The following is a 16,360-nucleotide window of genomic DNA, read 5'->3' as shown; positions in this document are numbered from 1 at the left end:
GGGTGAATCAGTCAACTCATGTATTCACTGACTCACCGCACTCGCGAGCAAGCTCGCTCCCACATAAGCCCGGTCGGCATAGCATCAGCGCCAAGCGCTACGTCGCATCCGCATGACTGACCATGCCTTTGATCACCACCGCAGCCGTGGCCAGCGCAGCCGGAATCACCAGTGCCGTCAGCACTTGCTCGAAATTCCAGCCCAGCCCCAGCAACGTCGCGCCCATCCACGCGCCGAGGATCGCGCCGAAGCGACCGATGCCGAGCATCCACGACACGCCCGTGGCACGGCCCTGGGTCGGGTAGAAACGTGCGGCCAGCGATGGCATCGCCGATTGCGCACCGTTGACGCACATCCCGGCGATCAACACCAAGGTTGCCAGCAGCGTGATGTTGCCCAGGCTCTGGCCGACCGCGTAGGCAAACACCCCGGCCAACAGATAGAAAGTGCCGATGACCTTGTGCGGATTGAACCGGTCCATCGCCCACCCCACACCGACCGCACTGAGCACGCCACCAAACTGGAACAGTGCACCGATAAACGCGGCCTGTTCCATGCTGGCGCCGCTGTCGCGCATCAGGGTCGGCAACCAACTGGTCAGCAGGTACACGATCACCAGGCCCATGAAGTAGGTCAGCCACAACAGCAAGGTGCCGGCGCTGTAGGTGCCGGAGAAGATCACCGCGAAGACGTTGCGCGCCTTGACGGTTTTTTGCTCGGGCACGCTGAACGCAGTGGCTTGGGCGACGATATTCGGTTCGATGGGCGCCAGGGTCTTGCGCACCTTGTCGGTGCCACGATTGCGCACCACCAGGTAACGCGCCGACTCCGGCAGCCAGAGCATCAGCACCACCACCAGGATCAAGGGCAGAATGCCGCCGATCATCAACAGGGCATGCCAGCCGAACGCCGGGATCAGCTTGGCCGAGATAAACCCGCCACCGGCCATGCCCAGGTTGAAACCGCAGAACATGCTGGTCACCAGCAGCGACTTGTGGCGCTCGGGGGTGTATTCGGAGAGCAGCGTGGTGGCATTCGGCATGCCCGCCCCCAGGCCGAGCCCGGTGAGAAAGCGCAGCACCAGCAACTGGTCGACGTTACTGCTGTAGGCCGACGCCAGGCTGAACGCACCAAACACCAGCACCGCGCCGACCAACACCACTTTGCGCCCGAAGCGGTCGGCCAGCGGGCCCGAGCCGAGGGCGCCGAAGACCATGCCGATCAACGCGGCGCTCATCACCGGGCCGAGGCTGGCGCGGTCGATGCCCCAGTCCTGGGACAAGGCCGGCGCGATAAAGCCCATGGCCGCCGTGTCGAGGCCATCGAGGAAGACAATCAGGAAACACAGGATCACCACACGCCACTGGTAGCGTGACAGCGGCTGGGCGTTGATGAAGGACTGGACGTCCAGGGTAGTACCGACAGAAGGCTGATTCATTATTGTTATTTCCACACCGATGGGCGGGCTGACAACCTTTGGTCGTCATTATTATTGGGGCGCGCCCTAGAGCGCTGCCGCACATTAATAAGCCAGGGGAAACATCGTCAATTGACCGAGCCGGGATCTGTGCGGTCACCGAACACCTTAGGTAAACAGCTGCGCGCTCAGTTCGCGACTGGCGCTGAGCATACTCGGCAGGAAACGCTGCTCCAGCTCGTTGCGGCTGACGCGTCCGGCGTGGGTGCTGACGTTGAGCGCGGCCAACACCTGGCCAGACGCGTCATACACCGGCACGGCGATGGAACGCAGGCCCTGCTCCAGTTCCTGATCGACGATGCACCAGCCTTGCTGACGTACTTGTTGCAGGCAGTCGAGCAAGGCCGTCGGCGTGGTCAGGGTGCGGCTGGTCTTGGTTTGCAGGTCGGCGTGGTCGAGGTAGTCCTGTAAAGAGGCGTCGTCCAGTGCGGCAAGGAGGATGCGGCCCATCGAGGTGCAATACGCCGGCAGGCGCCCGCCTACCGACAGGTCGACCGAGATCAGGCGCTGGGTCGTGGCGGAGCGGGCGATGTAGAGGATGTCATCACCCTCGAGGGTGGCCATGTTGCAGGCTTCGTGGAGTTGCTCGCTCATGCGGTCCAGATAAGGCTGCGCCGACACTGCCAGCGGCGTGGACGATAAGTACGCATGGCCGAGGGTCAGCACTTTGGGCAGCAGCGAATAGGTGCGCCCATCGGTGGTGGCGTAGCCGAGCTTGATCAGCGTGTAGAGGCAACGGCGCACGGCGGCACGGGGGATTTCGGTGCGGTGGCTGATTTGCGCAATGGTCAGGTGCCGCTTGCGCTCCTGGAACGCCTGCACCACGGCCAGGCCACGGGCCAGGGAGGTCATGAAATCCGGATCGCCGGTAAACGCCTGAATCCGCTTGGCCGGTGAAGCCACGATCGGTGGCGCCACTGATGCGAAAGAGTTGCGCAGTTGATCGTTCATCTCAGGGATCCTTTTTCTTGTTTTCAACCACAAAAGGTTTGGCCTCTATTACAAGCCGCGCGGGTCGCCAGACACAATGTCCGCCCCGCAACGCTGGGCGATTATCGAACACATATCCGATTATCGCAATTCACCCCGCCCGGATCATAAAGCTGGGTGGCGCCTCGCAACAGCATGAAGAGGAGATATTTCTTGACGCCAGATTTTCAGCAATTACGCACGCGTTCAAGTAACAGAACGCTCACACAAAGTTGTCGATTTTTAACTTTATGGTGATAGTGTTATTCAAATGCGCCGCTATACTGCAAGCTGTGCAGAGGTCAGCCCGGTTTGATAATCGGGACCAGAGCTCGCCAGGCGGCACACTCAGTGTGTGACGTCGGTCACAAGTACCGGTTTATTGAATGGACTCCAGGCACGACTTTCAAACTTGAAGGGTTCAACTTGGAATTGCCTGAGCACGACTGTCCAATACACCCCTGTACGGCAATTAAACTCAACTCACTTCAATCAGGTATTCAATAAAGTGACAAAAGATGAACTGCGCGCGGAACTTGAGCGCCAGGAACAACGTTACAAGGACGTTTACGGCGGGGAAGTCACCACCTACGCCGCCCAGCCAGAACCTGAACGCAAACCTTGGCGTAAACGCGCCAGCCTGCTTGACCAGGCCTTTGCCCAGGAAATCCAAAAGATTGAACAGGAACTCAAAGCCGAAGAGCCATAAGCACTTCGGCCCGAGCGCCAGGATTTGCCACCTCGGCTGGCTTATTGCCAGCTGAGGGCAGCCACTGCTCTAACAAGCGACCTACAGTCGCAGACGAAATTTCATACAAATGTTTCAGGCATGCCATTTTCATGGCAATTCCCTGCCCTGCAAGCCTTGTGCTTTATAAATCAAAGACTTGTCAAAGCCCCGAAAACCCTGGGATAGGCGCCTTTCCCCCAGGCTTTTTCAATGAAGATTGTTACCGATGAGCAGCTAATGCATCGATTACTGAGGTTTTCTGGCATAATCGCGCCCCCTTACGACCGGGTCAGAAAACCTTCATGATCGATTTATTCAGCGGACTGGATGCTTGGGTTCTAGTGAGCCTGTTGCTCGCCCTGGCCTTTGTCCTCGCCTTCGAGTTCATCAATGGCTTTCATGACACCGCAAACGCGGTGGCCACAGTCATCTATACCAAAGCCATGCCGCCACACCTGGCCGTGTTCTTCTCCGGGGTGTTCAACTTCCTCGGCGTTTTGCTCGGTGGTGTCGGTGTCGCCTACGCCATCGTGCACTTGCTGCCGGTGGAGTTGCTGATCAATGTGAACACCGGCCACGGCTTGGCCATGGTCTTCTCCTTGTTGGCGGCGGCGATCACCTGGAACCTGGGCACTTGGTACTTCGGTATCCCGGCGTCCAGCTCCCACACCCTGATCGGCTCGATCCTCGGTGTCGGCCTGGCCAACGCCCTGATCAACGACATCCCGTTGGCCGATGGCGTGAACTGGCAGAAAGCGATCGATATCGGCGCCTCCCTGGTGTTCTCGCCGATGGCCGGCTTCCTGGTCGCAGCCCTGGTGCTGATCGGCCTGAAGTGGTGGCGCCCGCTGTCGAAGATGCACAAGACGCCGGACCAGCGCCGCAAGCTCGACGACAAAAAGCACCCGCCCTTCTGGAACCGCCTGGTCCTGGTGATCTCCGCCATGGCCGTGAGCTTCGTGCACGGTTCCAACGATGGCCAGAAAGGTATCGGCCTGATCATGCTGGTACTCATCGGTATCGTGCCGGCGCAGTTCGTACTCGACCTGGGCAGCACCACCTACCAGATCGAACGCACCCGCGACGCCACGGTGCATTTGAGCCAGTTCTACCAGCGCAACAGTGCCACCCTTGGCGAGTTCCTGGCCCTGGGCAAAAGCGTGAAGGATGACCTGCCGGGCAAGTTCCAGTGCAACCCGCAGCAGACCGAACCCACTATCAGTGCGCTGATGGAGACATTGAAAGGTGTGTCCGACTACCACTCGTTGACCGCTGATCACCGTATCGAAGTACGTCGCTACCTGCTCTGCCTGGACGATACCGCGAAGAAAGTCGGCAAGCTGCCGGGCCTGGAAGCCCGTGAGAAGGCCGACCTGGACAAGCTGCGCAAAGACCTGACCGCCACCACCGAGTACGCACCGTTCTGGGTGATCCTCGCGGTTGCACTGGCCCTGGGCCTGGGCACCATGGTGGGCTGGAAGCGTGTGGTACTGACCATCGGTGAGAAAATCGGCAAGCAGGGCATGACCTATGCCCAGGGCATGTCGGCACAGATCACCACGGCGAGCATGATTGGCCTGGCCAACATCTTCAGCCTGCCGGTGTCGACCACCCACGTGCTGTCGTCGGGCGTCGCCGGCACCATGGTCGCCAATAAGAGCGGCCTGCAAGGCGGTACGGTCAAGACCATCCTGATGGCGTGGGTATTGACCCTGCCGGCAACCGTGGGCCTGTCGGCCGGGCTGTTCTGGCTGGCGTCCAAGGCGCTGGGCAACTGATAGTCTGCTTGCAATAAAAAAGGTGCGATCCGCGAGGGTCGCACCTTTTTTTATGCCTGTAGCCAAGCTCAATAAAAATGTCTTGTTGATTAAATTACAGGCAAAAAAAAGGGCGACCGAAGTCGCCCAAAATGCCTTGCGTGCTCATGTAACCTGGAAAGCCCTATGGTTTTTTACGCTTGTTCGCGTCTTTCCAGATAAAAATTCCAAACCCTACAAAAAACAACACCATGAGGCTGACGGTCAGCACTCCGGCAAATACCACATTGTCGATAAACATGACCGGCCTCCTGCACTTGCCCTGTTGCGATAGGGCTAAGTTAATCGAGAAGGTGGATTGGAAAATTGACGGGGATCAATGTCGCCCACGACGGGGCGTAAAGAAGGGCAATAACTGACCTGCATCAACAGATGCAGGTTGTTTCAACGCTTTTTCGGTTTGTTCTTTGGTTTTTTCTTAACTTTGCCCAACGGCATCGCTTGCTCGAATGCCTGGCGCACTTCATTCAGGCGTTTGTCATTGAGGTCATGCACACGCTTGGCACGTTCGGCATTCAGGTCAATCAGCTTGTCGTCATCACTCATGGCTTGGCTTACGTCGTGGCGGAAATACCTCAATAATGCGGCCTGCCCCACCCGACGGCAAATCAGCGGGCGACAAAAGGCAGGTCATCGCCCAAAATCGGCACTTCCCATTAGTACTGGAGCGCACGCGAGTGGCACTGCACAAGGACCTTCCGCCGTTGCTGGCCCTGCGCGCCTTCGAAGCCGTGGCGCGGCACTTGAGCTTTATCAAGGCGGCGCAAGAGCTGTCGGTGACCCAGAGTGCGTTGAGCCATCAAGTACAGAAACTTGAACAGCATCTGGGCAAACCGCTGTTTATCCGACGCACCCGTGCGATCGATCTGACTGCCGACGGCCAACGCTACTACGATGAAATCCGCCCTGCCCTCGACGCAATTGCCACCGCCACCCGCACCCAGCGGGCAACACCCAGTGCCACGGTGTTGCGCATCGGCCTGCTCGCCTCCTTCGCTACCCTGTGGCTGGCGCCGCGCCTGGCCGGGTTTCTCAACCGTTACCCGCATATCCAGGTCGAGCTGCTACCAGCCATCCAACTGGCCGACGTCGCCGGTGCCGAAGTCGACCTGGCGATCCGCTACGGCAAGGGCGATTGGCCCGACGTGCAGGCCACCCGACTGATGGCGGAAGTGATCTCCCCCGTATGCAGCCCGGCATTCAAGGCCCGTCATGACGGCCCGTTGCTGATGGCTACATCGCACAAACCCTTCGAATGGACGGATTGGTCTGCGCATTACCAGGTCGACCTCAGCCGTCACCCCCGCGTGATGCTGCACGACTACAACATCGTGGTCGAAGCCGCCGTAGCCGGCCAAGGCATCGCCATGGGCCGCCATCGCCTTATCGAGCGTCGGCTCCAAGACGGCAGCCTGGTGCAAGCCTTCGACTGGCCGCCCTACCACAGTGACATCGGCTACTGGCTGATCGCCCCCCAAGGCCGCCTCAGCGCAGCGGCCGAGTGTTTCAGCCAGTGGTTGAAGGAAGCCTGCAGCGACGCGTGAGTTATTTTGATACGTCGTGTGAGATCTATCCGTTTGTCGCCAATCCGACCGAGCAACATGATCAGTCCTCCCTAACCCTTGAGGATGGATCATGAGCGACTCCCTGCGCCAACGCGTACACACCCTCGGCCTCACGCTGCCAACGCCCAGCCTGCCGGCGGCCAACTACATCAGCCATGTCATCAGCGGCAACCAGCTGTTGATCTCCGGGCAAATTCCCCTGATCGATGGCCAACCTGCCTATGTCGGCCGCCTCGGGGAATCCCTCAGCGATGAAGAAGGCGCCCACGCCGCAGAACTGGCGGCGTTGAGCCTGCTCGCGCAATTGGGCGATGCACTGGAGGATGACCTGTCACAGCTGGTTCGTACGCTGCGCCTGGGCGTTTACATCGCCAGCAGCGGCGACTTCCAGCGCCAGAGCCTGGTCGCCAACGGCGCGTCGAACCTGTTGGTCAACGCCCTCGGTGAAAAAGGCCGCCATGTGCGCACCGCCGTGGGTGTCTCCAGCCTGCCCGCCGGTGTGGCGGTGGAGATTGACGCCATTTTCGAGCTACGCCCGTGAGCCCGCTCAACATCCAGGCGCTGCGCGACGCCACCCCCGGCTGCCAGTCCGGCATCGCGCACTTCAATCACGCAGGGGCATCGCTACCGAGCCAGGCCACCCTCGATGCCATCATCGAACAACTGCACCGCGAGGCTCGCGACGGGCCGATGGAGGCTGGCGAGTACGGCGCGCAACTGCTGGATAACGCCCGTCACGCCGCCGGGCAATTGCTCAATGCGCCCACCGCATCCATCGCCTTCGCCGGCAGCGGCTCGGCCGCCTGGAACATGGCGTTCCAGGCGCTGGCCCCATGGCAGACGGGCGACCGTATCCTGGTGGGGCGTCATGAATGGGGCGGCAACCTGGCGAGCATGCAACTGGCAGTGCAAGCCGGTGCCCGCATAGAAGTCATCCCCTGCGACGCAACCGGCGCGGTCTGTCCGCGGGCGCTGGAAGCAATGATCGATGCCAAGGTCAGGCTGATCGACCTCACCTGGCTGCCCGCCAACGGCGGCCTGATCAACCCCGCCCAGGCCATCGGCGAAGTGGCCAGAAGGCACGGTATCCCTTACTTCATCGATGCCGGCCAAGCCGTCGGCCAAGTGCCGGTGGATGTGCAGGCGCTGCACTGCGACGTGCTCAAGTCGGCCGGGCGCAAACACCTGCGCGGGCCACGCGGCACGGCACTGTTGTATGTGCGACCAGACTTTCTCAAGCAACTGAACCCGGCCCAGCGCGATGTATTTTCTGCACCGTGGACAACCGAAGGGTTCGACTTGCGCAACGACGCCCGCCGCTTTGAAACCAGCGAAGCGTCCTACGCCTTATTGGCGGGATTGGGCAATGCGTTGCAGGAAATCAATCAGTTGGGGATTGCGCGGGTATGGGAAACGGTCTCACAGGTCAGCGAGCGAATCCGCGAAGGGCTGCGTCAGATTCCAGGAATTACCCTGCACGACCTGGGCACCTGCCAATCCGGGCTGATCGCCTTCAACCTCGCCGGCTGGGACGCCTTCGAACTCAAGCGGCAATTGGGCCTCAAGCGCATCAATATCGGCGCCAATGACGTGGCGTACACCCCGCTGGACATGCAGGCGCGCGGCCTGGCCAGCATTGCGCGGGTTTCCGTCAGCCCGCTCAATAACACACACGACGTCGAACGGTTGCTGGTAGCCCTGGAGCAATTGCGCGGCTAAACCTCGACGTCCACCCACAAACCCTGGCGCGGCGCGTCTTCGATCAGCGGCACCACCGGCACGGTGTTGTCGGCGTTGAGCAGGTCGCCCGGAATGGCCAGGTGCTGCTCCGGGTCTTCATCGGCTTCGCGGCGGCGTTTTTGCTGCTCTTGCTGGCGGCGTTGTTCTTCGCGCAGCAGAAAGGTCGACTGCTCGGCATCGCCCTTCTTCAGGTCGATGGTGCTTTCGTTGGAGCCCGCCTGAACTGGCACCACGGGCGGAATATCCGGTTTCTGGCGTACCGGATCGAGTTGTGACGTGACCGGCACAACGCTGACGGGCAGCATGGGTGGCAGCATAAGGTTTGTTCTCCTGATCAACAGGCTGTCGGCGCGCCTGCGGGCGACTTGAGCCTACACTCGCCAAGCTGTGACCCAGTCGACACTCCCAAGTGCCCGCCACCCGTCGATCCGACTTCCGGGCAGCCACTCAAACGGAGTAGTTTTTGTCAGGAGTTCTTTGGCTGAGGGCCGTGTTCCGTTAAGATAGTCGGCTTTTTCACGGCGGGAGTCAGGCAGCATGGCGCAGCAGTATCAACCGGGGCAACGCTGGATTAGTGACAGCGAAGCAGAGCTGGGGTTAGGCACCGTTCTGGCACAGGACGGCCGCTTGTTGACCGTGCTCTATCCGGCCACTGGCGACACCCGCCAGTATGCGCTACGGAATGCGCCCCTCACTCGCGTGCGGTTCTCGCCGGGTGACACCATCACCCATTTCGAAGGCTGGAAAATGACCGTGCAGGAAGTCGACGACGTCGACGGCTTGCTGGTGTACCACGGCCTCAATGGGCAGAACGAGCAGGTCACCCTGCCGGAAACCCAACTCTCCAATTTCATCCAGTTCCGCCTGGCCAGCGACCGTCTGTTCGCCGGGCAGATCGACCCGCTGGCCTGGTTCTCGCTGCGCTACCACACCCTGGAACACACCAGCCGCCAATTGCAGTCTTCGCTGTGGGGCCTGGGTGGCGTGCGTGCGCAACCGATTGCCCACCAATTGCATATCGCCCGTGAAGTCGCCGACCGTATCGCGCCGCGGGTATTGCTGGCCGACGAAGTAGGCCTGGGCAAGACCATCGAAGCCGGCCTGGTGATCCATCGCCAACTGCTGTCGGGCCGCGCCAACCGCGTGCTGATCCTGGTCCCGGAAAACCTGCAACACCAATGGCTGGTGGAAATGCGCCGCCGCTTCAACCTGCAGGTTGCGCTGTTTGACGAAGAACGCTTCATTGAAAGCGATGCCGCCAACCCATTCGAAGACACCCAGCTTGCCCTGGTGGCACTGGAATGGCTGGTGGACGACGAGAAGGCCCAGGACGCGCTGTTCGCCGCCGGCTGGGACCTGCTGGTGGTCGACGAAGCTCACCACCTGGTCTGGCACGAAGAAAAGGCCAGCGCCGAATACGCCCTGGTCGAGCAACTGGCCGAAGTGATTCCTGGCGTGCTGCTGCTGACCGCCACCCCGGAACAATTGGGCCAGGACAGCCACTTCGCCCGCCTGCGCCTGCTGGACCCGAACCGCTTCCACGACCTGGCCGCCTTCCGCGCCGAGAGCGAGAACTATCGCCCGGTGGCCGAAGCCGTGCAGGAACTGATGGACAAGGGCCGCCTGTCGCCAGCCGCCCACAAGACCATCCAGGGTTTCCTCGGTGACGAAGGCGAAGCCCTGCTCACCGCCGTCAACGATGGTGACACCGAAGCCAGCGCACGCCTGGTGCGCGAGTTGCTCGACCGCCACGGCACCGGCCGCGTGCTGTTCCGCAACACCCGCGCCGCCGTGCAGGGTTTCCCGGAGCGCAAGCTGCACGCCTACCCGCTGGCGAACCCGGACGAATACCTCGAATTGCCGCTGGGCGAGCACGCCGAGTTGTACCCGGAAGTCAGCTTCCAGGCGCAACCGGACATTGAGGAAGAAAACCGCTGGTGGCGCTTCGACCCACGGGTCGAATGGCTGATCGACCAGCTGAAAATGCTCAAGCGCACCAAGGTCCTGGTGATCTGCGCCCACGCCGAAACCGCCATGGACCTGGAAGACGCCCTGCGCGTGCGCTCCGGCATTCCGGCCACGGTATTCCACGAGGGCATGAACATCCTCGAGCGTGACCGCGCCGCCGCCTACTTCGCCGATGAAGAGTTCGGCGCCCAGGTGCTGATCTGCTCCGAGATCGGCAGCGAAGGCCGCAACTTCCAGTTCTCCCACCACTTGGTGCTGTTCGACCTGCCGTCTCACCCGGACCTGCTGGAACAGCGGATCGGCCGTCTGGACCGGATCGGCCAGAAACACGTGATCGAACTGCACGTGCCATACCTGGAGACCAGCCCGCAAGAGCGCCTGTTCCAGTGGTACAACGAGGCGCTGAATGCATTCCTCAACACCTGCCCGACCGGCAACGCCTTGCAGCATCAGTTCGGCCCACGCCTGCTGCCGCTGCTGGAAGCAGCCGACGACGGCGAGTGGCAAGCCCTGATCGACGAAGCCCGCACCGAGCGCGAGCACCTGGAGCAAGAGCTGCACACCGGTCGCGACCGCTTGCTGGAACTCAACTCCGGCGGTGCCGGGGAAGGCGACGCGCTGGTCGAGGACATCCTGGAGCAAGACGATCAGTTCGCCCTGCCGATCTACATGGAAACCCTGTTCGATGCGTTCGGCATCGACAGCGAAGACCATTCGGAAAACGCCCTGATCCTGAAGCCGAGCGAAAAAATGCTCGACGCCAGCTTCCCCCTCGGCGACGACGAAGGCGTGACCATCACCTACGACCGCAACCAGGCACTGTCACGTGAAGACATGCAGTTCATCACCTGGGAACACCCGATGGTGCAGGGCGGCATGGACTTGGTGCTGTCCGGTTCGATGGGCAACACCGCCGTGGCCCTGATCAAGAACAAGGCGCTGAAACCGGGCACCGTGTTGCTGGAACTGCTCTACGTCAGCGAAGTGGTCGCACCGCGCGCCCTGCAACTGGGCCGCTACCTGCCGCCGGCCGCCTTGCGCTGCTTGCTGGATGCCAATGGCAATGACCTGTCGAGCCGTGTGTCGTTCGTGACGCTCAACGACCAGTTGGAAAGCGTGCCACGGGCCAGCGCCAACAAGTTTATCCAGGCCCAGCGCGACCAGCTGACGCCACGGATCAACGCCGGCGAAGAGAAGATCACCCCGCAGCACGCCGAGCGTGTGGCCGAGGCCAAGCGTCGCCTGGCAGCGGACACCGACGAAGAACTGGCACGCCTGACCGCGTTGCAAGCGGTCAACCCAACCGTGCGTGACAGTGAATTGGTGGCGTTGCGCAACCAGCGCGAGCAAGGTTTGGCGATGCTGGACAAAGCCGCGCTGCGGTTGGAAGCGATTCGAGTCCTGGTCGCAGGCTAGTAATAAAGAAGGCCCGCGCAATGCGGGCCTTCTTTATATGCCTTGAGGGCCTCATCGCGGGCAAACCCGCTCCCACAGTTGACCGAGTTCCAATGTTGGAATGCAGCCAAATGTGGGAGCTGGCTTGCCTGCGATGAAGTCACCGCGGTCTCAAGCTGTAACCGCCGAAGCCGGCACCTCAATAACCCCCAGCCCCTCCTTCATCTTCTTGGCATCACGCACAAAACACCGCGACGCCTGGAACAGAAACAGCATGGTCAGCAACAGCGCCACCGGGATCAGATACATGGCGTCATGCAACCCCACTGCCTTGTACGCCTCGGTCATCTGCTCCGCCCCCGCCGCATACATCGCCGAATGGGCGAAATGATCGGACAAGCCCCCCACCACGATCGGCCCCATGCCGCCGCCCAGCAAGTACAACCCGGCAAAAAACAGCGCCATCGCCGTGGCCCGCAGACGCGGCTCGACCACGTCTTGAATCGCCGTGTACACGCAGGTGTAGAAGTTATAGGCAAACAGCCAGCCCACACTGAACAACGCCACGAACACCCCGATCTCGATACGCCCGGCGTGCAACGCCCAGGCCGTGGTGACGGTGGAAATGATCAGGCTGAACGCCGCGAACAGCAGGCGGCCGTTGGCAACCCGCTGATGAATCTTGTCGGCCACCCAACCGCCCAGGGTCAGGCCCACCAAGCCGGTCAGGCCGACGATCACGCCCGTGGCGACCGCTGCATCCTGCAATGGCATCAGGAAGTAGCGCTGTAGCATCGGCACCAGGAACGAGTTGCAGGCATAGGTAGCGAAGTTGAAACACAGCCCGGCCAGCACCAGCCAAAGGAACGTCGGCACCGCCAGCACGCGACGGATCGGGCGGTCGACGCGCGCCTGGGAGACTTGCACGGTTTCAGCGGCGCCGCGCTTGGGCTCCTTGATATAGAACATGAACACCGCAAGGATCATCCCCGGCACGGCGGCGATAAAGAACGGCGCGCGCCAGCTGTCGAACGCCTTGACCATCCAACCGATAGTGAAGAAGGCCAACAACAGGCCCAGGGGCAAGCCGAGCATGAAAATGCCCATCGCCCGGGCACGGCGATGGGCAGGAAACAGGTCGCCGATCAGCGAGTTGGCCGCCGGGGCGTAGCTGGCTTCGCCGATACCGATGCCCATGCGCACCAGCAAAAAGCTCCAGAAACTGCCGACCAGGCCATTGACCGCCGTCAGCCCACTCCAGGCGAACAGGCCCCAGCCCATCAATTTGCTGCGCGAACCGGTATCGGCCAGGCGCCCGAGGGGCAGGCCGGCGATGGCATAGACGATGGTGAAGGCGGTACCGATGATGCCGAGCTGGAAGTCGCTCAGGTGCCATTCCATGCGGATCGGCTCGATGATGATCGCGGGAATGGTGCGATCGAAGAAGTTGAACAAATTGGCGAGGAACAGCAGGAACAGAATGCGCCAGGCATTCGCCGCTTGGGTCGAGTTCTGCATGGGTCCGTCTCTTTTATTGTTATGAGAGCTGCGATGCCCGATGCATCCTGCCCGGTCCCTGCAACATAGTGGGGCTGGCAGCGCTTGTCTGTAATGATTCGTAAAGCTGATAGGGCATGATTTCCCCCGGTTTCATGGGACTTTCCCTACGAAAATATATATCTGCTCCCCTCTTCCCAACGGCCATGGCGCAGATAGAATGGCAAGCCTTCCTGTAGTCCCCCTCTTACTTTCTTATCGATGACGCCCATGTCCGAAGCCAGTCCGTGCCTGAGTTGCGGTGCCTGCTGTTCACACTTTCGCGTGTCTTTTTTCTGGGGTGAGTGCGCCTCGTCCGGAGGGACGGTACCCGACGATCTGGTGGTACAGATCAACCCGACCCGCGTGGCGATGATCGGCACCGACCAGAAACCCGTACGCTGCTGCAGCCTTGAAGGTGAAGTGGGCAAGGGCACCAGTTGCTCGATCTACACGCAACGCTCGAGTACCTGCCGCGAATTTGAAGCGTCCTGGCACGAGGGCGTGCACAACGCCGATTGCGATGCAGCCCGCGCCGCCTTCGGCCTGCCGCCCCTGGAATCGCCCTTCGAGCTGGATCTGCCCATCAGCGCTTAGCATCAAACGCTATGGCCGGCATGCCAAAATCATTCAGAGCAAAGTGCCATTATTCATGGCGAATCCTGCGAGGCTTCTATACTCGACTGCATAGGTCATCGCCGTAGGCAGTGACGAGACTCTATGATGGGGCACGCTATGGAATGGCTTGGTCTGAATTTTTTTACCGAGCTTCCAGCGAACGGGCATTTATTACTCAATTGCAGTCATAACCCCTTCCTGGTGCTACTGGCCTACCTGGTCGCCTGTGCGGCCGGTTTCGGTACGCTCGATATGGCCGAGCGCGTCGGCCACGTCGAAGACCCTACTGCACGTCGCCGCTGGCGCTGGCTCGGTGCCGGTTGCCTGGCCGGTGGTATCTGGTCCACACACTTCATCAGCATGCTGGCCTTCCAGGCGCCCATCGCGATTCACCACGAATTGTTCATGACCTTCATTTCGCTGCTGATCGCCATGATCGCCTCGCTGTTCGCCATGCAAACCCTCAGTCATCCCCGGCTGCGCTTGCACCAGTATCTGCTGGCGTCGGTATGGATGGGCCTGGGCATCGCCCTGATGCACTACGTCGGCATATCCGCCATGCGCTCCCAGGCCCAGGCGTACTTCGAGTCAGCACTGTTCATGGCCTCGATTGGCATCGCCATCGGTGCCAGCCTTGCGGCGCTGCTGCTGTCGAGCTACCTGCGCAACGGCGCCGGGGTGTTTCACCAACTGCTCAAATACGCGGCCAGCCTGGTGCTGGGCGCCGGCATCCTCAGCATGCACTTCACCGGCATGGCGGCCATGCGCCTGATCGTGCCCACCGGCGCAGACCTCTCACTGCCGCTGAACAACAACCCCATCCAACTCGGCCTGTCGGTCGCCGTCATCACCTTGCTGGTGATCGGCAGCAGCGTCAGCGCGGCGCTGGCGGACAAGAAGCTGCAACACAAGGAGCGCGACCTGCGCCGAGTCAACGCCCTGCTCAGCGAGTTGGACCAGGCCCGTGCCTCGCTGCAGCAAGTAGCGCATTTTGACGCCCTGACCAGCCTGCTCAACCGGCGCGGATTCAACCAGATCTTTGCGGAAAAAGTCGCTGAAAAAACCGCATCAAACGGCATGTTGGCGGTTATTTTCCTTGATATCGACCATTTCAAGCGCATCAACGACAGCCTCGGCCACGACGCCGGCGACCAATTGCTCAGCGTCCTCGCCGGGCATATCAAAGGGTCGGTGCGCAGCCATGAAGACGTGGTTGCGCGGTTTGGCGGCGACGAGTTCTGCATCCTGATCAACATCCACCACCGTGACGAAGCGCGGCACATGGCCCAGCGCATCATGCAGAAGATGAAAGACCCGATAGAGTTGGCCGGGCGGCGCATGGTGATGACCACCAGCATCGGCATCAGCCTGTTCCCGGACGATGGCCAGACCTGCGAAGAGCTGCTGAAAACCGCTGACCTGGCGCTGTACCAATCCAAAGACAGCGGCCGCAATACCCTGAACTTCTTCAGCTCCAACCTGAAAACCCGCGCCTTTCTCGAACTGCAACTGGAAGAAGAGCTGCGTGGCGCACTGCGGGCCAGAAACCAGCTGGTGTTGTTCTACCAACCGATCTTCGACATGAAACTGGGCAAAGTCTCGCGCCTGGAGGCCTTGGTGCGCTGGCAACACCCGACACACGGCCTGTTGGCTCCGGACCGGTTTATCGGGATCGCCGAAAGCAACGGCCTGATTGCCGAACTGGACCACTGGGTGTTGCGCCAGGCCTGTCACGATCTGAGCCTGTTGTCTGACCGGGGCTACTACGAACTGACCATGGCGGTGAACTGCTCGGCCTTGAACATGGCCCGCGACGAACTGGCCGATGAAATCGAAGACGCACTGCGTTTCGCCGGTGTGGCGGCCCACCGCCTGGAACTGGAAGTCACCGAAAACGCGCTGATGGGCAATATCAGCAGCACCCTGGCGTTGCTGCGCCAGATCCGTGCACTGGGTGTTTCACTGGCCATCGATGATTTCGGCACCGGCTATTCCTCCCTCGCCTACCTTAAGCGTCTGCCGCTCAATACCTTGAAGATTGATCGCTCGTTTATCCAGGACATCCCCAAATCCACTGCCGACATCGAGATCGTCCAGGCGATTATCGGCATGGCCCACACCCTGCACCTGCAGGTGGTCACCGAAGGCGTGGAAACCCAGGCGCAGTTCGAGTTGCTGCTCAAGCATGGCTGCGATTTCGTCCAGGGCTACCTGCTCAGCCCGGCGGTGTGCGCCGCCGACATCATCGGCGTGATCCAAGGCATTGAAAGGCACAACCCGCTGCATGCGTTGAGCGCGGCGGGCGCGACGGACATTTGCGCCCCCAAGGCGCCCTCCCCCGGCCGTGCCGGTTCCACCTCGGTGGTGCGGCCAATCCGCTGACGTCGAAACTTTGGCATTTCGCCATCATTTGCTTAAAGAAACCCGACCAACGGCCGATTCATCAGAGTCCGGCTACGTTTTCCCTTGAGAACGCAGGGTTAATTTTCACATCCCGGACGAAGACGCGCTGCAAAGTCGCGAACTCCCATTCAGTGATGGCTCC

General features: G+C 61.0%; 14 protein-coding genes. 8 read left to right on the top strand and 6 right to left on the bottom strand.

What is annotated here, in order from left to right:
* Positions 1 to 97 precede the first annotated feature (97 nt).
* Both LIY36_RS26320 and pcaR read right to left on the bottom strand, forming a co-directional pair.
* Entirely contained in the window at positions 98 to 1,438 is a 1,341-nt protein-coding gene (locus LIY36_RS26320) for an MFS transporter (protein ID WP_226457709.1), read from the bottom strand.
* Positions 1,439 to 1,585: 147 nt separating this feature from the next.
* The gene (gene pcaR, locus LIY36_RS26315) at positions 1,586 to 2,428 is read right to left on the bottom strand and encodes a pca regulon transcriptional regulator PcaR (protein WP_192299287.1); all 843 of its coding nucleotides are present in this window, start codon (positions 2,426 to 2,428) and stop codon (positions 1,586 to 1,588) included.
* Between the two features lie 526 nt (positions 2,429 to 2,954).
* On the opposite strand from pcaR, the gene LIY36_RS26310 reads away from it, so the two are divergent.
* On the top strand, positions 2,955 to 3,155 hold the full coding sequence (locus tag LIY36_RS26310) for a hypothetical protein (protein ID WP_003172389.1): 201 nt from the start codon (positions 2,955 to 2,957) through the stop codon (positions 3,153 to 3,155).
* 323 nt (positions 3,156 to 3,478) lie between these two features.
* Positions 3,479 to 4,954: an inorganic phosphate transporter gene (locus LIY36_RS26305; RefSeq protein ID WP_192299288.1), complete on the top strand. Its 1,476-nt coding sequence runs from the start codon at positions 3,479 to 3,481 to the stop codon at positions 4,952 to 4,954.
* Positions 4,955 to 5,117: 163 nt separating this feature from the next.
* On the opposite strand, the gene ccoM is transcribed toward LIY36_RS26305, so the two are convergent.
* Positions 5,118 to 5,234 carry a cytochrome c oxidase subunit CcoM gene (ccoM, locus tag LIY36_RS27770; RefSeq protein ID WP_003172387.1) on the bottom strand — a complete coding sequence of 39 codons (117 nt, stop codon included), beginning with the start codon at positions 5,232 to 5,234 and terminating at the stop codon, positions 5,118 to 5,120.
* A 143-nt stretch (positions 5,235 to 5,377) separates the two neighbouring features.
* Positions 5,378 to 5,539 (bottom strand): hypothetical protein, encoded by a 162-nt coding sequence (locus tag LIY36_RS26300; RefSeq protein WP_017844811.1) that lies wholly within the window; start codon positions 5,537 to 5,539, stop codon positions 5,378 to 5,380.
* Positions 5,540 to 5,670: 131 nt separating this feature from the next.
* On the opposite strand from LIY36_RS26300, the gene LIY36_RS26295 reads away from it, so the two are divergent.
* The 3 genes from LIY36_RS26295 to LIY36_RS26285 all read left to right on the top strand — a co-directional run bounded on the left by LIY36_RS26295 (position 5,671) and on the right by LIY36_RS26285 (position 8,277).
* Positions 5,671 to 6,537, top strand: coding sequence for a LysR substrate-binding domain-containing protein (locus LIY36_RS26295; protein WP_226457708.1), 867 nt, complete (start codon positions 5,671 to 5,673; stop codon positions 6,535 to 6,537).
* 91 nt (positions 6,538 to 6,628) lie between these two features.
* The gene (locus tag LIY36_RS26290) at positions 6,629 to 7,099 is read left to right on the top strand and encodes a RidA family protein (protein ID WP_226457707.1); all 471 of its coding nucleotides are present in this window, start codon (positions 6,629 to 6,631) and stop codon (positions 7,097 to 7,099) included.
* Entirely contained in the window at positions 7,096 to 8,277 is a 1,182-nt protein-coding gene (locus LIY36_RS26285; protein WP_226457706.1) for an aminotransferase class V-fold PLP-dependent enzyme, read from the top strand. The genes LIY36_RS26290 and LIY36_RS26285 overlap by 4 nt, the downstream gene beginning before the upstream one ends.
* Here LIY36_RS26285 and LIY36_RS26280 read toward each other — a convergent pair.
* On the bottom strand, positions 8,274 to 8,615 hold the full coding sequence (locus tag LIY36_RS26280) for a hypothetical protein (protein WP_025855310.1): 342 nt from the start codon (positions 8,613 to 8,615) through the stop codon (positions 8,274 to 8,276). The genes LIY36_RS26285 and LIY36_RS26280 overlap by 4 nt on opposite strands.
* A gap of 220 nt (positions 8,616 to 8,835) precedes the next feature.
* Between LIY36_RS26280 and rapA the strand changes: the two genes are divergently transcribed.
* Complete coding sequence (gene rapA / locus LIY36_RS26275) at positions 8,836 to 11,682, top strand: RNA polymerase-associated protein RapA (RefSeq protein ID WP_226457705.1); 2,847 nt, start codon at positions 8,836 to 8,838, stop codon at positions 11,680 to 11,682.
* Between the two features lie 150 nt (positions 11,683 to 11,832).
* Here the strand turns inward: rapA and LIY36_RS26270 are convergent, their stop codons facing one another.
* Positions 11,833 to 13,179, bottom strand: a complete 1,347-nt coding sequence (locus LIY36_RS26270) for a spinster family MFS transporter (protein ID WP_226457704.1) — start codon at positions 13,177 to 13,179, stop codon at positions 11,833 to 11,835.
* A gap of 249 nt (positions 13,180 to 13,428) precedes the next feature.
* Here LIY36_RS26270 and LIY36_RS26265 point away from each other — a divergent pair, with 249 nt between their 5' ends.
* Together LIY36_RS26265 and LIY36_RS26260 are read left to right on the top strand one after the other, a co-directional pair.
* Positions 13,429 to 13,794, top strand: a complete 366-nt coding sequence (locus LIY36_RS26265; RefSeq protein WP_226457703.1) for a YkgJ family cysteine cluster protein — start codon at positions 13,429 to 13,431, stop codon at positions 13,792 to 13,794.
* Between the two features lie 138 nt (positions 13,795 to 13,932).
* On the top strand, positions 13,933 to 16,197 hold the full coding sequence (locus LIY36_RS26260) for a putative bifunctional diguanylate cyclase/phosphodiesterase (RefSeq protein WP_226457702.1): 2,265 nt from the start codon (positions 13,933 to 13,935) through the stop codon (positions 16,195 to 16,197).
* Positions 16,198 to 16,360 lie beyond the last annotated feature (163 nt).

It is taken from the genome of Pseudomonas sp. AF03-9, assembly GCF_020515815.1.
Lineage (GTDB): Bacteria > Pseudomonadota > Gammaproteobacteria > Pseudomonadales > Pseudomonadaceae > Aquipseudomonas.
Note: the sequence above shows the minus strand (reverse complement) of the source record. Positions and strands in the feature narration are given on the sequence as shown.